The organism is Frigoribacterium sp. Leaf186 (assembly GCF_001423905.1).
Lineage (GTDB): Bacteria > Actinomycetota > Actinomycetes > Actinomycetales > Microbacteriaceae > Frigoribacterium.
Map to the genome: position 1 here is coordinate 291939 of NZ_LMPQ01000012.1, position 17252 is coordinate 309190.

Here is a 17252-nt window from a genome sequence, read left to right on the forward strand (position 1 = left end):
TCACTGCCAGGATCGACGGATGAGCACGACGCACCGTTTCATCGAGGCCTCCCCCCATGACGTCTTCGACGTGCTGAGCGACGGCTGGCTCTTCCCGAGCTGGGTCGTCGGGTCGGCGCGCATCCGTGACGTCGACCTGACCTGGCCGAGCGTCGAGGCGTCCATCCACCACTCCTTCGGCGTCTGGCCGCTCGTCGTCGACGACGTCACGACGATCCTCGAGTGGGACCCGCCGGTCCGGGCCGTGTTCCACGCCAAGGGCTGGCCGATGGGCGAGGCCCGGATCGAGATCGACGTGCGCAACCGCATGGGCGGCTGCTTCGTCTCGATGACCGAGTACGCCGTCGCGGGCCCCGGACGACTCGTGCCGAAGCCCTTGCTCGACCCTCCGCTGCACTGGCGCAACAAGGAGGCGCTGCAGCGCCTGGCCTGGCTGGCCGAGGGACGCATGACCGACCGCGTCTCGCCCAGCTGACCCGCGCCTCCCGGGTCGGGCGTCGCCGGACGCCCCCGCCACCGCACCCCGACGGCGCCACGGCCGAGGAGGCGCGGGTGCGGTCTCAGCGCTCGGCGAGCGAGTCGCGCACCTTGCGCCGCAGCACCTTGCCGATCAGCGACTTGGGCAGGTCGTCGACGACGACGATGCGTCGCGGCACCTTGTACGGCGTGAGGTGCCCGCGGGCGAACGTGCGCAGGGCCGCGACGTCCACGTGGGCGCCGGGCTTCGTGACGATCGCGGCGGCCACCTGCTCGCCGCCGGGGGTGGGCAGTCCGACGACGGCCGCCTCGGCCACGCCCTCGAACCGGGTGAGCACCTCTTCGACCTCGGACGGCGAGACGTTGAACCCGCCGGTGATGATCAGCTCTTTGATGCGGTCGACGATGCGCACGAAGCCGTCGTCGTCGATCGTCACGATGTCCCCGGTGCGGAACCAGTCGCCGTCGACGAAGACCTCGCCCGACTCCTTGGGCTTGCGGTAGTAGCCGCTGAAGACCTGGGGGCCCCGCACGATCAGTTCGCCGCGCTCGCCGGCGGGCACGTCGACCGTGGGGTTCTCGGGGTCGACGACCCTCACCTCGGTGCCCGGCAGGGGCAGTCCGACCGTGCCGGCGCGCCGCGTGGGCCCGACGGGGTTCGCCATCAGCACGGGTGAGCACTCCGAGAGCCCGTAGCCCTCGACGAGCCATCCGCCGGACTCGGCCTCCCACGGCTCGACGACGTCGGCCGAGAGCGGCATCGCCCCCGAGATGGCGACGTCGACGCCCTTCAGCGAGACCCCGGCGTCGTCGGCGGCCTTCTGCAGGCGGGCGTAGATCGGCGGCACGGCGGGCAGGAAGGTCGGCGGGTGCTTCTTCATCACCTTGAGCACCAGGGCCGGGTCGAAGGCCGGGAACAGCACGAGGCGCGCCCCCATGCTCATGGCGAAGGTGAGGCAGAGCGTGAGGCCGTAGGCGTGGAACATCGGCAGCACCGCGTAGACGACGCAGGTGCCGCGCTCGATGGTGGGCACCCAGGCCTGCGCCTGGGCCGCGTTCGCGAGCAGGTTGTGGTGCGTCAGCTGCGCGCCCTTGGGCGTGCCCGTCGTTCCGCTCGTGTACTGGATGACCGCGAGGTCGTCGGTGGCCGGCCGGGGGTGCTTCGCCTTGATGCGCGACGAGCCGACGACCTTCTCCCACGGGGTGGTGCCCGACACGGTGGTCGTCAGCCGGTCGCGCGACTCGCGGGCCTTCTTGATCGGCAGGGCGAGGGCCGCGCGCGTGGCGAACGGCATGGCCCGGGTGACGTCGACCGAGACCAGGTGCTCGACGGCGACGTCGGCCGGGAACGCCTGGATCGTCTCGACCACCTTGTTCCAGGCGATGGCGACCTTGGCGCCGTGGTCCTCGAACTGGTGGCGCAGCTCGCGCGGCGTGTAGAGCGGGTTGTGCTCGACGACGATCGCCCCGAGGCGCAGCACCGCGTAGAAGGCGACGACGTGCTGCGGGCCGTTCGGCAGCACGATGGCGACGGTGTCGCCGTGCCCGACGCCGAGCTTGCGGAGGCCCTCGGCCGCCCGTGAGATCTGGTCGACGAGCTCGGAGTACGTCGTGGTCGACCCGAAGAACTCGAGCGCCACCGCCTTCGGGTACCGCGCCGCGGAGGCCTCGACCAGGTCGAGCAGCGAGCCGTCGACCGGTTCGAGGTCGTGCGGCACGCCGGGTGCGTAGGAGTCGAGCCAGGGACGAGCGCTGTCGGTGGTCACCGGGCCACTCTATCGACCCGCCGGGCGTACCCCGTCGGCTCGATGCGGGCTGGCAACCTGACCTCGTCCCGGGAGGCGCGGCGCAGCATGGTCCTCGACATCACGAAGAGAGGAACGACACATCGTGAGCAAGGTCTGGTTCATCACCGGTGCATCCAAGGGCTTCGGCCGCGAGTGGGCCGAGGCGGCCCTCGAGCGCGGCGACAAGGTCGCGGGCACCGCACGGAAGATCGACGACGTCACGCCCCTGGTGGACGCGTACGGCGACGCCTTCCTGCCCCTCCAGCTCGACGTCAACGACCGCGAGGCCGACGTCGCGGCGGTGAGGCGGGCCGCCGAGCACTTCGGCCGCCTGGACGTCGTCATCAACAACGCCGGCTTCGGCCACTTCGGCATGATCGAGGAGATCACCGAGGACGAGGCCCGCGCGCAGATCGAGACGAACCTGTTCGGCGCCCTCTGGGTGACGCAGGCCGCCCTGCCGATCATGCGCGAGCAAGGTTCGGGTCACATCGTCCAGGTGTCGAGCATCGGCGGCATCAGTGCCTTCCCGACGGTCGGCATCTACCACGCGTCGAAGTGGGGGCTCGAGGGCTTCAGCCAGTCGCTCGCGCAAGAGGTCGCCGGCTTCGGCATCAAGGTGACCCTCGTCGAGCCCGGCGGCTTCTCGACCGACTGGTCGGGGCCTTCCGCCTCGCGCAGCGACGAGCTCGAGGCCTACGCCGAGGTGCGCGAGGCCGCGTCGAAGCGCCCGTCGGCCGCCGACCCGGGCGACCCGACGGCCACCCGCGGGGCGATCCTCAAGGTCGTCGACGCCGACGAGCCGCCGCTGCGCATCTTCTTCGGCAAGGCACCGCTCGAGATCGCGACGAAGGACTACGAGTCGCGTCTCGCCACCTGGAACGAGTGGCAGCCCGTCTCGATCGAGGCGCACGGGAACTGACGCCGGCCCACGGAACGCACGCCGCGCCTCCTGCCCCCGCCCCGGGGCGCAGGAGGCGCGGCGTCCGTCCGTCAGGACGGCCTGCCCCGCCTGCCGCGAGCGTCCAGCTTCCGCGGCGCATGATCGAGTCATGCCCGCTCTGACCGAACCGCTCCGCGCCCGCCTGCAGTACACCTTCAACGGGCAGTACACGGGCACGCCCGAGTGGGTCACCGACCTCGAGAAGGGCGACGACGAGGGGTTCTTCCTGCCCGGGTCGGCGGTCTGGGCCGTCCACGGCGCCATGTCGACGATCCCGGCCGGGGTCCGCGCCCTGCTGGTGCAGGCCTTGCACCCGGGAGCCCTCGCCGGCGTCCACGACCACTCGCGCTTCCGCGAGGACCCGCTCGGACGCCTGGCCGGCACGATCCGCTGGATCTACACCGTCTCGTACGGCAGCCGCGAGGCCGCCACCCACGCGTCGAACTGGGTGTCACGCCTGCACACCAAGGTGGTCGGCAGCTACGACGACCGGAACGGCGTGAGCCACGACTACGCCGCGAACGACCCCGAGCTGCTCAGCTGGGTGCACATGGCGTTCGCCGACTCCTTCTTGGCCGCCTACCTCGAGTGGGGTCGCGAGCCCGTCCCCGGCGGGCCCGACGCGTACGTCCGCGAATGGGCGACGGCCGGCGAGCTGATGGGCGTGCCGAACCCGCCGCGCAGCGTCGCCGAGATGCAGCAGCAGCTCATGGACTTCGACCACCGGGGCGTGCTCGAACGCACGGCCCGCACCGACGACGTCGTGAAGTTCATCAAGCGACCGCCGCTCTTCCCCGCGCTGAAGGTCGGCTACCCGGTGCTGTTCAACGGCGCCGTCGGCACCCTGCAGCCGCGCTTCCGCGAGCTGCTCGGCCTGCGGGCGCCGCACGTGGGGCCGATCGACCTGCCGACCCGCGCGCCCGCCCAGGCCATGCTCGCCGGCGTCGGGGGAGTCCTCGGCAAGCGTCCGGTCGCCGAGGAGCACGCCCTCGCCCGGCTCGACCGGATCGGCTGGACGGCGGCGTGACACTCGCGCGGCGGGGTCGCACGGCCCCCTGACCGGGGAGGGCGGGGGCGCGCACCCGCTGGCAGGATGAGCCGGTGACCGCAGCCCGCCCCCTCGCCGACGAGACCGACGACGGCGACGCGACCCGCGCCTCCTCGGCCCGGGCGACGAGACGGTGGCTGCTCGAACTGCTGGCGATCGTGCTCGTCGGGCTGCTGTTGTCGTGGGGCGTGCGCGCGTTCCTGGTGCGCAGCTTCTCGATCCCGTCGGGGTCGATGGAGCAGACGCTGATGATCGGCGACCGCATCCTCGTGAACGAGCTCGCGCCGCGCGTCCTGCCGCTGCACCGGGGCGACGTCGTCGTCTTCGTGGACCCGGGCGGGTGGCTCGGCTACGGCGACGCCGCCGGTCAGGACCTCGTCAAGCGCGTCATCGGGCTGCCCGGTGACCACGTCAGCTGCTGCGACGCCGACGGCCACGTGCTCGTCAACGGCGAACCGCTCGACGAGCCGTACCTCACGCTCGTCGACGGCGGCCCCCGGGCCTCGGCCACCGACTTCGACGTGACGGTGCCCGAGGGGGCGCTCTGGGTGCTCGGCGACAACCGCGACCGGTCGGCCGACTCGCGCGCCCACCAGACCGGACCCTACGAGGGCTTCGTACCCGTGGACGACGTCATCGGACGCGCGTTCGTCGTCGCCTGGCCGATCGACCGGTGGCAACGCCTCTGACGCGGACGCCACGCCGGGCCGACCGACCGACCCCCCGGGCCGGGCTCAGCCTGCGGCGATGAGACGGTCACGCACCTCGCGGCGCAGCACCTTGCCGATCAGCGACTTCGGCAGCTCGTCGAGCTGCACGACCCGGCGCGGCACCTTGTAGGCGGCGAGCTGCCCGCGCGAGGCGTCGCGGATCGCCTCGGAGTCGAACCTCGCGCCCGGTTCGAGCACGATGGCCGCCACGACGTCCTCGCCGCCGCCCGAGCGGGGCAGGCCGACGACGGCCACCTCGGCCACGCCGGGGGCGTTCCGCACGGCCTCCTCGACCTCGGACGGTGCGACGTTGAAGCCGCCGGTGACGATGAGCTCCTTGATGCGGTCGACGATCGTGACGTAGCCGTCGGCGCTCATGGTGACGATGTCGCCCGTGCGGAACCAGCCCCCCTCGAGGAAGGCGTCGGCGGTCTCGTCGGGGCGGTTCCAGTAGCCACGGAACACCTGCGGCCCGCGCAGCAGCAACTCGCCCGCGGCGCCGGCGACGACCGGGCGACCCGGGTCGGGGTCGTCGCGGTCGACGACCATGGCCTCGGTCGACGGGAACGGCACGCCCACCGTGCCGACGCGTCGGGTCGGGCCGATCGGGTTGCCGAGCGCCACCGGCGAGGTCTCGGTCAGCCCGAAGCCCTCGACGAGCAGTCCGCCCGTCACGCCCTCCCAGGCCTGGACGACCGCGGTGGGCAGGTTCATGGCGCCCGAGATGGCGAAGCGGGCGCTCGAGAGGTCGACGCCGCGCTCGCGAGCCGCGTCGGCCAGGCGTTGGTAGATCGGCGGCACCGCCGGCAGGAAGGTCGGCGGGTGCTTCTTCGCCGCCTTGAGCACGAGGTCGACGTCGAACTTCGGGAACAGCACCAGGCGCGCCCCGATGCTCATCGCGAAGGTCAGGCAGAGGGTCAGGCCGTAGGCGTGGAAGAACGGCAGCACCCCGTAGACGGTCTCGTCGCCGTCGACGAGGCCCGGCACCCAGGCACGCCCCTGGGCCGCGTTGCTGCGCAGGTTGCGGTGCGTGAGGATCGCGCCCTTCGGAGAGCCGGTCGTGCCGCTCGTGTACTGCAGCAGGGCGATGTCGTCGACGTCGGGGCGGGGGTGCTTCTTCCGCAGCGGACGGTTGGCCAGCAGGCCCTGCCACGTCACGTCGCCCTCGGCGCCGTCGGTGAGGGCGGCGCGGCTCTTCTTCGCCGCGGGCACGGGCAGCTTGAGGGCCAGGCGGGTGGCGAGCGGCATGCCCTTGGTCACGTCGACCGAGACGACGGTCGAGAAGCCGATGTCGGCAGGCAGGGCGCGCAGGCGGTCGACGAGCTTGTCCCAGGCGACGGCGATCGTCGCGCCGTGGTCCTCGAAGAGGTGGCGCAGCTCGCGGTCGGTGTAGAGCGGGTTGTGCTCGACCACGACGGCGCCGAGGCGCAGTACCGCGTAGAACGCCACCACGTGCTGCGGGCTGTTGGGCAGGATCAGCGCGACCCGGTCGCCGCGACCCACGCCGAGCCTCCTGAGCCCTTCGGCCGCGCGGGCGACCTGGTCGCCCAGGTCGCGGTAGCTGGTCTCGCGCCCGAAGAACTCGAGGGCCGGCTTCTGCCGGTACGTCGACACGGCGTCGTCGATCAGGTCGACGAGGCTGCCGGTGAGGGGCTCGATGTCGGCGGGGACGTCGGGGGCGTAGCTGTGCAGCCACGGGCGGGCGATCGGGTCGGTCATGGCACCACTGTGGCAGGGCAGGGTGATGAACCCCCGGGAGGCGCGGGTGACGTCGTCGACGCGCCGCACGCCGCCTGCCGGACGGCTCAGCGGGCGTCGCGCCCGGTGAGCGCGAGCAGTCGGATGCGGAGCGGCGCGTCGTCGTCGACCGGGACCGGCGAGGCGAACAGCCCCGAGGCCTCGAGGGCGTCCTTCTGCGGCGCGAAGACGCCCCAGACGGCCTCGACGAGGTCGTCGTCGAGCTCTTCGTCGGTGCCGACGGCCCGCGCGAGGTCCCAGGTGTGGATCGTGACGTCGGCGACCTGTTCGGCGAGGTACTCGTGCACCGGAACGACGTCGGCGCTCAACCGCACCTCGGCGTCGGGGTCGGCCTCGCCCCAGGCGGCGGTGGCGGCGCCCGACCAACGGTGCCAGGCCTCGACCAGGTCGTCGCCGAGGGGCTCGATCGAGTTCTCGGCCTCGGCCGGGTCGCCGCCCTCGAGCAGCAGGGGCACCCACTGCTGCTCGCGCGTGACGTGGCGCACGAGGTCGCGCACCTTCCACTCGGTGTCGGGCGTCGGGGCGTCCCAGTCGGCGACGGCCTCGACCCGGCGGGCGAACTCGTCGTGGGCGGTCTTCTGCAGGGTGATCCAGTCGACGGTCATCGGGAGTCCTCTCGGGTGGGGCGGTGGCTCTCGGCGTCAACCGCCGTGGTCGGCGCATTGTTCCGCAGGGCGCTGCCCATGATGCCAGGGCGGCCGGTTCGGCTAGGGTCGTCGGCATGACCCTCGGCCTGTCGGTGCTCGCGCCCCTCGTGGCGTTCGTCGAGGCCGTCCTGTCGTCCGGCGGGGCCCCGCTGTCCGCGGTCGTGCTCGTCGGCCTGCTCGGCGCCGCGACCGCCGTGGTCGCGCTGGGCGTCGCCCGCGTCGTGCTGACCCTCTGCGGGTTGGCCGGGGCGGTGCCCGAGGTGACGCTCCGTGAAGAAGCCGGCACGCGCCTCCTCGTCTGGCGCCGCGACCCCGACGCCCGCGGGCACGTGCGGTCACGGGCCCCGGGGCGGGCCGTCCCGGCCGCCTGAGCGCACCCGCGCCCGCGTCGATCCGACGCCCCGCGTCGATCCGACGCCCCTCGGCGGCCAGAAGACACCCACCGTCTCTCTGACCGAGGAGTCCGCATGGACCTGTCCACCCTCCACCCGATCGCCGTCGTCCTCGACGGTCTGCAATCGCTCGTCACCACCCTCGGCGAGCTCGTCGAACCGGTCGCCGGCGCGTCCGCCGCCGCCCTCGGCGTCGTGCTGTTCACCCTGCTCGTCCGCCTCGTGCTCGTGCCGGTCGGCGTCTCGCAGGTGCGCGCCGAGATCGCCCGTCGCCGGCTGGCCCCGGCGATCGCCGACCTGAACCGGCGCGTCACCGACCCCGAGGCCCGCAGCCGGGCGCTGATGGCGCTCTACGCCTCCGAGAAGGTCTCGCCGCTGGCCGGGTGCCTGCCGACGCTCGCGCAGGCGCCCGTCCTCACCGCCGTCTACTCGCTGTTCGCCCACTCCGAGATCGCCGGTCACGCCAACGCCCTGTTGTCGCACACCCTCGGCGGCGCGGCGCTCGGGGCGAACCTGTTCGTCACCCTGGGGGCGGGGCTCGCGGCGATCTGGCCGTACCTGGTGCTGCTCGTGCTGCTCGCGCTCGTCGTCGAGCTGAGCCGGCGCGCCGCCCTGCGCTTCACGGGCCCCGGGGCGACCCCGACCGCGGGTCGAGGACGAGGGCAGGAGGCGCCGGCCGGCACGGCGGGCATCCTGCGCTGGTTGCCGTTCGTCAGCGTGCTCTTCGCCGCGTTCGCCCCGCTGGCCGCCGGCCTCTACCTCGTGACGAGCGCGGCCTGGACGCTGGGGGAGCGGGCGGTGCTGCGCCGGGTGCTCGCGCCCGCTTGAGCGGCCTGCGGGCGGGGAGCGCGACCGCCGGCACGCGGAAGGGCCCGCCCTCGTCGTGCGAGAGCGGGCCCTTCGGGGGTGCTGCGGCTGCCTACGCGGCGAGCGTGAACTGGATCTCGAGCGTGACGGTGACGTCGTTGCCGAGGGTGAAGCCACCGGCCTCGAGGGCGGCGTTCCAGGTGACGCCGAACTCGGTGCGGTCGATCTTGGTCGTGGCCGAGAAGCCGAGCTTGGTCTGGCCGTAGCCGTCGACGACGAGGCCGCCGAACTCGCTCTTCAGGGTGACGGGCTTGGTGACGCCGCGGAGGGTCAGGTCGCCGTGCACGAGGAACGCGTCGTCGCCCTTCTCCTCGATGCTGGTCGACACGAAGGTCATCTTGGGGTGCTCTTCGGCGAGGAAGAAGTCACCGGTCTGCAGGTGACCGTCGCGGTCCTTCTGGTTGGTGTTGACCGAGGCCACGTCGATCGAGGCGGTGACCTTCGAGGCGGTGTGGTCCTCGTCGGTGACGAGCGAGGCGTCGAACGACTCGAACGAGCCCTTGACCTTGCTGATGGCGAGGTGGCGGACGCTGAACGAGACCTCGCTGTGCGTGGGGTCGAGGTTCCAGGTGCCGGCGGGGATCTTCTCTGCGGTGATGCTCATGGTGTTCTCCTGAATCTGTGAGGTCGAGGTCGATGACGTGTCATCGAAGCTGGTACGAGTATATGCAAGCGCATCCAATCGGACAACATTCCCGAGGTGGCCGAGACGTGTCGAGCCGGTGTCGGATGCGCCGAGCCGGGCTCAGGCCGGGCGGCGTTCGGGTGAGACGGTCTTCGCGGGGTCCTTCTCCGCCAGGTCGCCGAGCGCATCGTCGATCCGCGTCATGACGTCGGCCGGCAGGGTGACGCCCGCCGCCTTGACGTTGTCGGCGACCTGCTCCGGGCGGGACGCCCCGATGATGGCCGAGGCGACGTTGTCGTTCTGCAGCACCCAGGCGATGGCGAGCTGCGCCATCGACAGCCCCAGGTCGGCCGCGATCGGTTCGAGCTTCGCGACGCCGGTGAGCACCTCGTCGGTGAGGAAGCGCTTGATCGTGTCCGCGCCTCCCTTGTCGTCGGTGGCCCGGCTGCCCGCGGGCAGATCGGCGCCCGGCTTGTACTTGCCTGTCAACACGCCCTGAGCGACGGGTGACCAGACGATCTGACTCACGCCGTGCTGCTTGCTCGCGGGCACGACGTCGGACTCGATGACGCGCCAGAGCATGGAGTACTGCGGCTGGTTCGAGATGAGCTGGATGCCGTGCTGCACCGCGAGCTCGTGCCCGGCGCGGATCTGTTCGGCCGTCCACTCGCTCACGCCCACGTAGAGCGCCTTGCCGGCCCGCACCACGTCGGCGAAGGCCTGCATGGTCTCTTCGAGCGGGGTCTCGTGGTCGTAGCGGTGGGCCTGGTAGAGGTCGACGTAGTCGGTGCCGAGTCGGCGGAGCGACCCGTCGATCGACTCGAGGACGTGCTTGCGGCTGAGGCCGACGTCGTTGTGGCCGCGGGGCCCGGTCGGCCAGTAGACCTTCGTGAAGATCTCGAGGCTCTCGCGACGTTCGCCCGCGAGCGCGTCACCGAGCACCTGCTCCGCCGCCGTGTTCGCGTACGCGTCGGCGGTGTCGAAGGTCGAGATGCCGGCGTCGAGGGCCGCGCGGACGCACTGTGTGGCCACGTCGTTCTCGACCTGGGACGCGTGCGTCAGCCAGTTGCCGTAGGTGATCTCCGAGATCTTGAGTCCGCTGTCGCCGAGGCGTCTGAATTCCATGGCCCCACGCTACGCGTCCCGGCGGCCGGGGCGAGGGGGTGTGCGGCGGACTCGCGTGGCGTACAGTGACGATTCATCAGGTCGTGTCCCCCGCGTGGGGGACACGATCCGTCGGACGTCGCGGTCCCACCCGGCGCGCGCGTCCGAGGCTCCTGCAGACCCGACCCCGACTGGAGCACCACCGTGACCTCCGACCCGACCCTGGCGGCGCCCGGCCCCGTGCTGACGCCGACGCTGCCCGCGACCCCGACGCCGTTCGCGCCGAACCGCGGCGGCGCACCCGCGGGCTCGGTCGACGCCGTGTCGGCCACCCTGCCGTGGGCCGACTGGTCGAGCGTGCAGTGGGTCGGCGTCGGGGTGCTCGCCGTCCTCGTCGCCCTCGTGGTGGTGCTGTCGCTCCGCCGCACGGCCCGGCGGCTGTACCTCGTCCGCGAACGGGAGGAGCTCGGCCACCGCGACCTCGACGGACCGGTGCTGCCCCCGGCCCACTCGTTCACGGCGCTCGTGCCGGCGCTCGGCCCGGCAGGGCTGGCCGTGACCCTCGACCTGCTCGCTCGGCAGCAGCACCCCGACGTGCACGTCCTCGTGGCGGTCGACCCCGGGGACCGCCTGACGCACGACGTCGCCACGTCGGCCGTCCGTCGTCACCCCGGACGCGTCCGGATCGTGACCACCCGCGCCTCCGCCGGCCCGTCCTCGACCGTGGCCTCGGCGCTCGCCGGAGCGCTCGCGGCGGTGGGTGACGGCGTCGTGGGCGTCTTCTCGCCGGGCGACCGCCCGCACCCCCGGCTGTTCGCCCTCGTCGACTCCGTGCTGACCCGCACGGACGCCGACGCGGTGCAGCACGCCAGCCGCCCGGCCCTCGAACCGTCGCCGTGGTGGTCGCCGAGGCTGGCGGTCGACCGGTGGTGGTGGGCCCGGTCGGTCGTGCGCTCGCACGGGCGGGCCGGTTTCGTCCCGCTGTCGGACAGCACGCTCTTCGTCCGTCACTCCTGGCTCGCCTGGGCGGGCGGCTGGGACGCCGCCTGCGTCGAGGCGGGGCTCGACCTCGGCGTCCGCATGACGGTCGCCGGAGCCCGCGTCGTCGTGGCCACCTCGCCCGGGACGACCACGGTCGAGCGGGCACCCGGGGGGCTCCGCGACCTGTTCCGTGCCCGGACGAGATGGGCCAGGGGCTGTCTGCAGGTGCTCGGCAAGGGCGACTGGCGGCGGCTGCGGCCGAAGGCGAGGCGTCACGCCCTCGGCGTGCTCACCGAACCGTTGCTCGACGCCGGCGCGACGATCCTCGGCGCCGCGGTCGTCGCGTCGACCGTCCTGGTCGGAGCGCCGGCCGTCGTGGTCGCCCTGGCCCTGGTGCCGCTGCTGCCCGCCGCCCTGGCGCAGCTGCTGGACGTAGGGGCGACCACGGAGGCGGCTGCCGAGCAGGGGAGGCGCGCGACGGCCCGCGAGCGCCTCCTGGTGGTCGTCGGTGCCGTCCCGAACGGACTCGTCACCCTGGCCGCCGTCGTCGCCGCGATCGGGGCCGAGCTCACGGGCGCCGGACCGCGGGTCGCGCGAGCGGCGGCGCCCGTCCCGGGTGCTCCCGCGTCGGGCGTCCGGCCCGCCCGCGTCGACGAGCCCGCGACGAGATGACCGGCAGATGTCGCCCACCTGGCAGTTGACCGAGACGCGCGTACCCCGACCAAACCGATCTGCCGACGCCCCCCGAACCGGTCACATGCCCGAAACCGAGTACCCCGTCCGGGGGACGCGTCCCGACCGCGCCGCCTCGACGAACCCGACACCACCCCTGCGCCTCGTCGCCCGGGTGAAGGAGCTCGCGACCTTCGGCGCCGTGGGCGGCATCGCCTTCGTCGTCGACGTCGGCGTCTACAACCTGCTGCGCTCGACCCTGCTCGACGACAAGCCGATCGGGGCCAAGGTCCTCTCGGTGGTCGTCGCGACGGTGGTCGCCTGGTTGGGCAACCGTTACCTCACGTTCCGCGAGGGACGCAACCAGGCCGTCGTCCGGGAGGCCGTCACCTTCGGCCTCGTGAACGTAGGCGGCCTGCTGGTCGCCTCGGCGTGCCTGTTCGTCTCGCACTACCTGCTGGGCTTCACGAGCCAGCTCGCGGACAACGTCGCGGCGAACGGCGTCGGGCTCGTGCTCGGCACGGTGTTCCGCTACCTGGCCTACCGCCACCTCGTCTTCCGCGGCTCGCCCGCGGTCGCCTCCTCGGCCGACACCCCCGAAGCGTCGGCCGCGCTCGCCACCGTCGTCGGCCCCGTGCCGACCGACGACCCCACCCGACAGAACACCCCGCAGGCCCACCTGCACCCGACCCACTGACTGGAGAGTGATCCTGTGTCGACTGACCCGACCCAGATCCCGACATCACATCTCGCAGCGGGCGAACCCGCCCCGTTGCTCACCCCCCAAGCCCCGTCCGACCCGTCGCAGTTCGTCCCGAACCGCGGCACCACCGGCGCCACCGAGTCGATGATCGGGTTCCAACTGCCCGACTGGTCGCCCCTCGAGTGGATCGGCTACTCGTCGCTCATCGTGGTGACGATCCTGCTCACCGCGGTCGCCGTGTCGACCCTCTGGTGGATGCTGCACGCCTGGCGCTCGAAGGACAACCTCGAGGACAGCCAGTTCAGTGCGAACCCCCTCGACCCCGCCCACTCGTTCACCCTGCTGGTGCCCGGCCGGCACGAGGAGGAGGTCATGGGCCAGACCCTCGACCGCCTCGCGATGCAGGACCACCCCGACTTCGAGATCATCGCGATCGTCGGCCACGACGACCCCGGCACCGAGCGGGTCGCCCGTGAGGCCGCCGCCCGCCACCCCGAGCTGATCCGCGTGATCGTCGACTCGAGCGTGCCGAAGAACAAGCCGAAGGCGCTCAACCTCGCGTTGCAGACGTCGCGCGGCGAGATCGTCGGCGTCTTCGACGCCGAGGACGAGGTGCACCCCCGCCTGCTGACGCTGGTCGACTCGCGGTTCACCGAGACCGACGCCGACGTGGTGCAGGGCGGCGTGCAGCTGATGAACTTCCAGTCGAGCTGGTGGAGCCTCCGCAACGTGCTCGAGTACTACTTCTGGTTCCGCTCGCGCCTGCACTTCCACGCCAAGGAAAAGTTCATCCCCCTCGGCGGCAACACGGTCTTCGTGCGCAAGGACTGGCTCGACTGGTCGCAGGGCTGGGACGCCGAGTGCCTCGCCGAGGACTGCGAGCTCGGGGTCCGCCTCTCGAGCGCCGGCGCCAAGGTCGTCGTGGCCTACAGCCCCGAGGTGGTCACCCGCGAGGAGACCCCCGGCACCTTCGTCTCGCTGCTCAAGCAGCGCACGCGCTGGAACCAGGGCTTCATGCAGGTCTACGGCAAGGGCGAGTGGAAGAAGCTGCCGCGTCTGCGCCAGCGCCTGATGGCCCGCTACCTGCTCACCATGCCGTTCATCCAGGCGGCCACGGGTCTGCTGATCCCCATCTCGGTGATCCTGATCCTGACCACCAAGGTGCCTACCGCCATCGCCCTCGTCTCGTTCGTCCCCCTGGCCCCGACCCTGGTGCTGCTGGCCGTCGAGTTCACCGGCCTCCGCGAGTTCGGCCGGGTCTACGGGCAGAAGGTGCGTGCCCGCGACTACTTCCGCCTCGTCTGGGGACTGCTGCCGTACCAGATCTTCCTCGCGCTCGCCGCGGTCCGGGCGGTCTTCCGCCAGCTGCGCGGCCTGAACGCCTGGGAGAAGACCGAGCACACCGGAGCCCACCGCGACGAGGTCGCGACCGAACCGCAGGAGGCGCCCCGCGCCTCCCAGCAGGAGCCCGCCATGGCCATGACCGGAGGTGACCGATGACGTCCACGCTGAACCGCCCCCGCGCGGCCGACACCACCGTGTCGAACACCCCGGGTGCCCCTGTGGTGCCCACGAAGGACCTCCGCGGCGCCAAGCCCGCCTCGTGGCTCCGACGGCACGGCGCCGGCCTCGCCTGGCTGCTGCCCGTCCTCGCGATCGCCGCGGTCGTCCAGGCCTTCAACATGGACGGCTCGCCGCAGCGGATCGACGACGAGGGCACCTACACGGCCCAGGCCTGGGCCATCCAGAACCTCGGCGAGATCGCCCACTACACCTACTGGTACGACCACCCGCCCGTCGGCTGGCTGCAGATCTCGGCCTACACGGCCCTGACCGGAGCCTTCTCGCGGTACGACGTGGCCGTGCTGGCCGCCCGCGAGGCGATGCTCTTCTTCACCCTCGTCTCGGTCGTCCTCGTCTGGTTCCTGGGTCGCAAGCTCGGCCTCAGCCGGCCCGCGGCCGCCGTCGCGGGCCTCGTGTTCGCCGTGTCGCCGCTCGCCCTGCAGTTCCACCGCACGGTCTACCTCGACAACGTCGCCACCCCGTGGCTGCTCGCCGCGTTCGTCTTCGCCCTGAGCAAGCGCTACCAGCTCGCCGGCTTCGCAGCCGCCTCGCTGTCGTTCGGCATCGCGGTGCTCTCGAAGGAGACGTACCTGCTGGCGCTGCCCTTCCTGGCCTGGATGATGTGGCGAGGTGCCGACAAGGCGACGCGCCGCTACACCCTGTCGATCGCTGCCAGCCTGCTCGTGCTCGTCGGCCTCGGCTACGTCGCGCTCGCCGCGGTCAAGGGCGAGCTGCTGCCGGGTGCCGGCCGGGTGAGCCTGCTCGAGGGCATCCAGTTCCAGCTCGCGACCCGTGAGGCCAGCGGTTCGGTGTTCGACACCGGCAGCCTGTTCTTCGCGACGGTGTCGCAGTGGTGGCAGCTCGACCAGGTGCTCATCGTGCTCGGCACGCTCGCCTCGATCGTCGCGGTGTTCGTGAAGAAGCTGCGTCCGCTCGGCGTGATGATGGTGTTCTTGATCGCGTTCATGTTCCGCCCCGGCGGGTACCTGCCGGTGCCCTACGTGATCATGCTGCTGCCGTTCGCGGCGCTGCTCGTCGCAGCCGTCACCGACCACGCCGTCAAGGCGTTCCGGGCCCGTCGGTCCGGCGCCCTCTCGACCGCGGCCACCCGTACCGGTTCGGTCGCCTGGCTGGCCCTCACGCTGGCCGCCGTCGTCGCGATCGTGCCGCTCTGGGCGGTCCAGCTGCGCGGGTTCCTCGACAGCGACCTCGACGCGCCGATGCGCAACGCCGAGACCTGGGTCGAGACCAACGTGCCGAAGGACAGCCGTCTGCTCGTGGACGACGCCGTGTGGGTCGACCTGGTCAAGGCCGGCTTCTCGCGGGAGAACGTCATCTGGTTCTACAAGATCGACACCGACGGCGCCGTCCAGGCGCAGTCGCCCAACGGCTGGCGGGACTCGGACTACCTGTTCGAGACCGAGTCGGTGCGCACCTCGGGAGCGGGCTCGGCCGACATCCGGGACGCGCTCGCCAACTCGACGGTCGTCGCGACCTTCGGCGAGGGCGACCAGCAGGTGAACATCCGTCAGATCGACAGCCAGGGCGAGGCCCAGGCGCAGACCGAGGCGGACGACGCCGCGTCGGCGCGGTCGCAGGCCGGTGCCGAGCTCGCGCAGAACCCCAACCTGCAGATCTCGTCGACGCTCCGCACCGCGCTCTCGGACGGCCGCCTCGACCCGCGGGCCATCATCGTGCTCGGGCAGTTGGCCGCCATGGGGCCGATCTCGGTCGCCGACCCCCAGGCGCTGCCGGGCGAGCAAGAAGCACTGTTCCGTCAGTTCGACGTCACGCCGCAGGGCGGCCAGTCCGTCGACGAGCTCCGGTCGACCCTCGAAGGGCTCGGCAGCGTCTACGTGCCCGAGTCGGTCGTGCCCTCGGGCGACGGGCTCCAGGTCACCTTCTCGGCCGTCGCGCCGAGCGGCGTGCTCAGCAACTGATCGCCACGCCGGCGTCCGCCCCCGCGGCGGGCGCCGGCACCTCCTCACCGCGTCCCACCTCCGGGTGGGACACCCGACCGGAAAGGACCAGCCACATGGCTTCCCTCTCACGCACCACCGGCGCCCTCGCCGCCACCGCTCCCGCACAGCCCGTCCGGCGTCGCCGCCTCGCGACGGTGCTCGCCCTGACCGCCGCCGCGGGCGTCGCCCTCGCCGGCTCGCTCGTCGGCGTCTCGCCGGCGAACGCCGCCGACGGCGACGGCTGGGTGCGCGTCGGCCACCTGTCGCCCGACACGAAGGCCGTCGACGTCACCCTCACCTCGCTCAAGGGCGGTCAGGTCGTCATGGACCTCGACGACGTCACCTACGGCCAGGTCAGCCCGTACCAGGCCCTCGCCGCCGGCACGTACGTCGTCTCGATGACGGCCGCCGACGCGCCCACCGCCGCCAAGCCGGTCATCACCTCGAACATCACGGTCGACAGCGGCCAGCCGATCACCGCCGTCGCCTACGGCCCGAACGACGACCTCAAGACGCAGGTCTTCAAGGACGACCTGACCGCACCGGCCGAGGGCCAGGCGAAGGTCCGCCTCGTGCAGGCGGCGAACGTCAGCAAGACCGTGACCGTGGCCACCAGCACCGGCACGACGATCGCCGAGGACGCGCCGTTCGGCAGCGCCAGCGGCTACGCCCAGGTCGCCGCCGGCCCGTGGACCCTCGACCTCACCGGTCAGAAGGTCACCGGCACCAGCGACGTCGACCTCGCCGCGGGCAGCATCAACACGCTGTTCGTGCTCGACAACTCGACCGGGGGCATCACCATCGTCCCCGTGGTCGACAGTGCGGCCACCGCCCAGGCGCCCGTCGGCGGCGTCCAGACGGGTGGCGGCTACCTCGCCGAGCACCCGCAGAAGAGCGAGTCCAAGGGCCTCTGGGCCACCGTGCTCGGCTGGTTCGGGGTCTGACGCCCCGCACCACCGCGGCAGGACGAGGAGGCGCGGTGAGCGCCCGCGCACACCGCGCCTCCCCGGCTCC

16 protein-coding genes are annotated in these 17252 nt (G+C 72.3%); 11 read left to right on the forward strand and 5 right to left on the reverse strand.

From position 1 onward, the window contains the following. The first annotated feature begins 19 nt into the window (after positions 1-19). A complete protein-coding gene (locus ASG05_RS14450; protein WP_056262359.1) occupies positions 20-475 on the forward strand; it encodes an SRPBCC family protein in 456 nt (151 codons plus the stop codon). 85 nt (positions 476-560) lie between these two features. Here ASG05_RS14450 and ASG05_RS14455 read toward each other — a convergent pair whose 3' ends face one another. Continuing rightward, positions 561-2243 (reverse strand): long-chain-fatty-acid--CoA ligase, encoded by a 1683-nt coding sequence (locus ASG05_RS14455; protein WP_056262362.1) that lies wholly within the window; start codon positions 2241-2243, stop codon positions 561-563. A gap of 124 nt (positions 2244-2367) precedes the next feature. Here ASG05_RS14455 and ASG05_RS14460 point away from each other — a divergent pair, with 124 nt between their 5' ends. The 3 genes from ASG05_RS14460 to lepB all read left to right on the forward strand — a co-directional run bounded on the left by ASG05_RS14460 (position 2368) and on the right by lepB (position 4944). Further along, positions 2368-3186 carry an SDR family oxidoreductase gene (locus ASG05_RS14460; RefSeq protein WP_200936897.1) on the forward strand — a complete coding sequence of 273 codons (819 nt, stop codon included), beginning with the start codon at positions 2368-2370 and terminating at the stop codon, positions 3184-3186. A gap of 130 nt (positions 3187-3316) precedes the next feature. After that, on the forward strand, positions 3317-4234 hold the full coding sequence (locus ASG05_RS14465; RefSeq protein ID WP_056262370.1) for an oxygenase MpaB family protein: 918 nt from the start codon (positions 3317-3319) through the stop codon (positions 4232-4234). Between the two features lie 74 nt (positions 4235-4308). Beyond that, complete coding sequence (lepB, locus tag ASG05_RS14470; protein WP_082486837.1) at positions 4309-4944, forward strand: signal peptidase I; 636 nt, start codon at positions 4309-4311, stop codon at positions 4942-4944. Between the two features lie 45 nt (positions 4945-4989). On the opposite strand, the gene ASG05_RS14475 is transcribed toward lepB, so the two are convergent. Together ASG05_RS14475 and ASG05_RS14480 are read right to left on the reverse strand one after the other, a co-directional pair. Beyond that, positions 4990-6684, reverse strand: coding sequence for a long-chain-fatty-acid--CoA ligase (locus ASG05_RS14475; RefSeq protein WP_056263143.1), 1695 nt, complete (start codon positions 6682-6684; stop codon positions 4990-4992). Between the two features lie 86 nt (positions 6685-6770). Then, complete coding sequence (locus tag ASG05_RS14480; protein WP_056262378.1) at positions 6771-7328, reverse strand: TIGR03086 family metal-binding protein; 558 nt, start codon at positions 7326-7328, stop codon at positions 6771-6773. Positions 7329-7444: 116 nt separating this feature from the next. On the opposite strand from ASG05_RS14480, the gene ASG05_RS14485 reads away from it, so the two are divergent. Next, positions 7445-7741, forward strand: coding sequence for a DUF6412 domain-containing protein (locus tag ASG05_RS14485; RefSeq protein WP_056262380.1), 297 nt, complete (start codon positions 7445-7447; stop codon positions 7739-7741). A gap of 96 nt (positions 7742-7837) precedes the next feature. Next, positions 7838-8590, forward strand: coding sequence for a membrane protein insertase YidC (yidC, locus tag ASG05_RS14490; RefSeq protein WP_056262383.1), 753 nt, complete (start codon positions 7838-7840; stop codon positions 8588-8590). A 91-nt stretch (positions 8591-8681) separates the two neighbouring features. Here the strand turns inward: yidC and ASG05_RS14495 are convergent, their stop codons facing one another. Both ASG05_RS14495 and ASG05_RS14500 read right to left on the reverse strand, forming a co-directional pair. Beyond that, on the reverse strand, positions 8682-9233 hold the full coding sequence (locus tag ASG05_RS14495; protein ID WP_056262386.1) for a YceI family protein: 552 nt from the start codon (positions 9231-9233) through the stop codon (positions 8682-8684). 141 nt (positions 9234-9374) lie between these two features. Then, positions 9375-10379, reverse strand: a complete 1005-nt coding sequence (locus ASG05_RS14500) for an aldo/keto reductase family protein (protein ID WP_056262389.1) — start codon at positions 10377-10379, stop codon at positions 9375-9377. Positions 10380-10562: 183 nt separating this feature from the next. Here ASG05_RS14500 and ASG05_RS14505 point away from each other — a divergent pair, with 183 nt between their 5' ends. From ASG05_RS14505 to ASG05_RS14525, 5 genes are all read left to right on the forward strand, one after another. Continuing rightward, entirely contained in the window at positions 10563-12011 is a 1449-nt protein-coding gene (locus tag ASG05_RS14505; protein WP_056262391.1) for a glycosyltransferase family 2 protein, read from the forward strand. Positions 12012-12096: 85 nt separating this feature from the next. After that, entirely contained in the window at positions 12097-12708 is a 612-nt protein-coding gene (locus ASG05_RS14510) for a GtrA family protein (protein ID WP_082486838.1), read from the forward strand. Positions 12709-12723: 15 nt separating this feature from the next. Beyond that, entirely contained in the window at positions 12724-14214 is a 1491-nt protein-coding gene (locus tag ASG05_RS14515) for a glycosyltransferase (RefSeq protein WP_235491532.1), read from the forward strand. Then, complete coding sequence (locus ASG05_RS14520) at positions 14211-16217, forward strand: glycosyltransferase family 39 protein (RefSeq protein WP_056262394.1); 2007 nt, start codon at positions 14211-14213, stop codon at positions 16215-16217. The genes ASG05_RS14515 and ASG05_RS14520 overlap by 4 nt, the downstream gene beginning before the upstream one ends. Positions 16218-16312: 95 nt before the next feature. After that, positions 16313-17182 (forward strand): DUF4397 domain-containing protein, encoded by an 870-nt coding sequence (locus tag ASG05_RS14525; protein ID WP_056262397.1) that lies wholly within the window; start codon positions 16313-16315, stop codon positions 17180-17182. Positions 17183-17252 lie beyond the last annotated feature (70 nt).

Excerpts from the sequence above, each read along its gene's own strand:
- ASG05_RS14510 (WP_082486838.1), top strand. The coding sequence starts at position 12,097 with ATGCCCGAAACCGAGTACCCCGTCCGGGGGACGCGTCCCGACCGCGCC.
- ASG05_RS14465 (WP_056262370.1), top strand. The coding sequence starts at position 3,317 with ATGCCCGCTCTGACCGAACCGCTCCGCGCCCGCCTGCAGTACACCTTC.
- yidC (WP_056262383.1), top strand. The coding sequence starts at position 7,838 with ATGGACCTGTCCACCCTCCACCCGATCGCCGTCGTCCTCGACGGTCTG.
- ASG05_RS14495 (WP_056262386.1), bottom strand. The coding sequence starts at position 9,233 with ATGAGCATCACCGCAGAGAAGATCCCCGCCGGCACCTGGAACCTCGAC.
- ASG05_RS14500 (WP_056262389.1), bottom strand. The coding sequence starts at position 10,379 with ATGGAATTCAGACGCCTCGGCGACAGCGGACTCAAGATCTCGGAGATC.
- ASG05_RS14450 (WP_056262359.1), top strand. The coding sequence starts at position 20 with ATGAGCACGACGCACCGTTTCATCGAGGCCTCCCCCCATGACGTCTTC.
- ASG05_RS14475 (WP_056263143.1), bottom strand. The coding sequence starts at position 6,684 with ATGACCGACCCGATCGCCCGCCCGTGGCTGCACAGCTACGCCCCCGAC.
- ASG05_RS14525 (WP_056262397.1), top strand. The coding sequence starts at position 16,313 with ATGGCTTCCCTCTCACGCACCACCGGCGCCCTCGCCGCCACCGCTCCC.
- ASG05_RS14520 (WP_056262394.1), top strand. The coding sequence starts at position 14,211 with ATGACGTCCACGCTGAACCGCCCCCGCGCGGCCGACACCACCGTGTCG.
- ASG05_RS14480 (WP_056262378.1), bottom strand. The coding sequence starts at position 7,328 with ATGACCGTCGACTGGATCACCCTGCAGAAGACCGCCCACGACGAGTTC.
- ASG05_RS14485 (WP_056262380.1), top strand. The coding sequence starts at position 7,445 with ATGACCCTCGGCCTGTCGGTGCTCGCGCCCCTCGTGGCGTTCGTCGAG.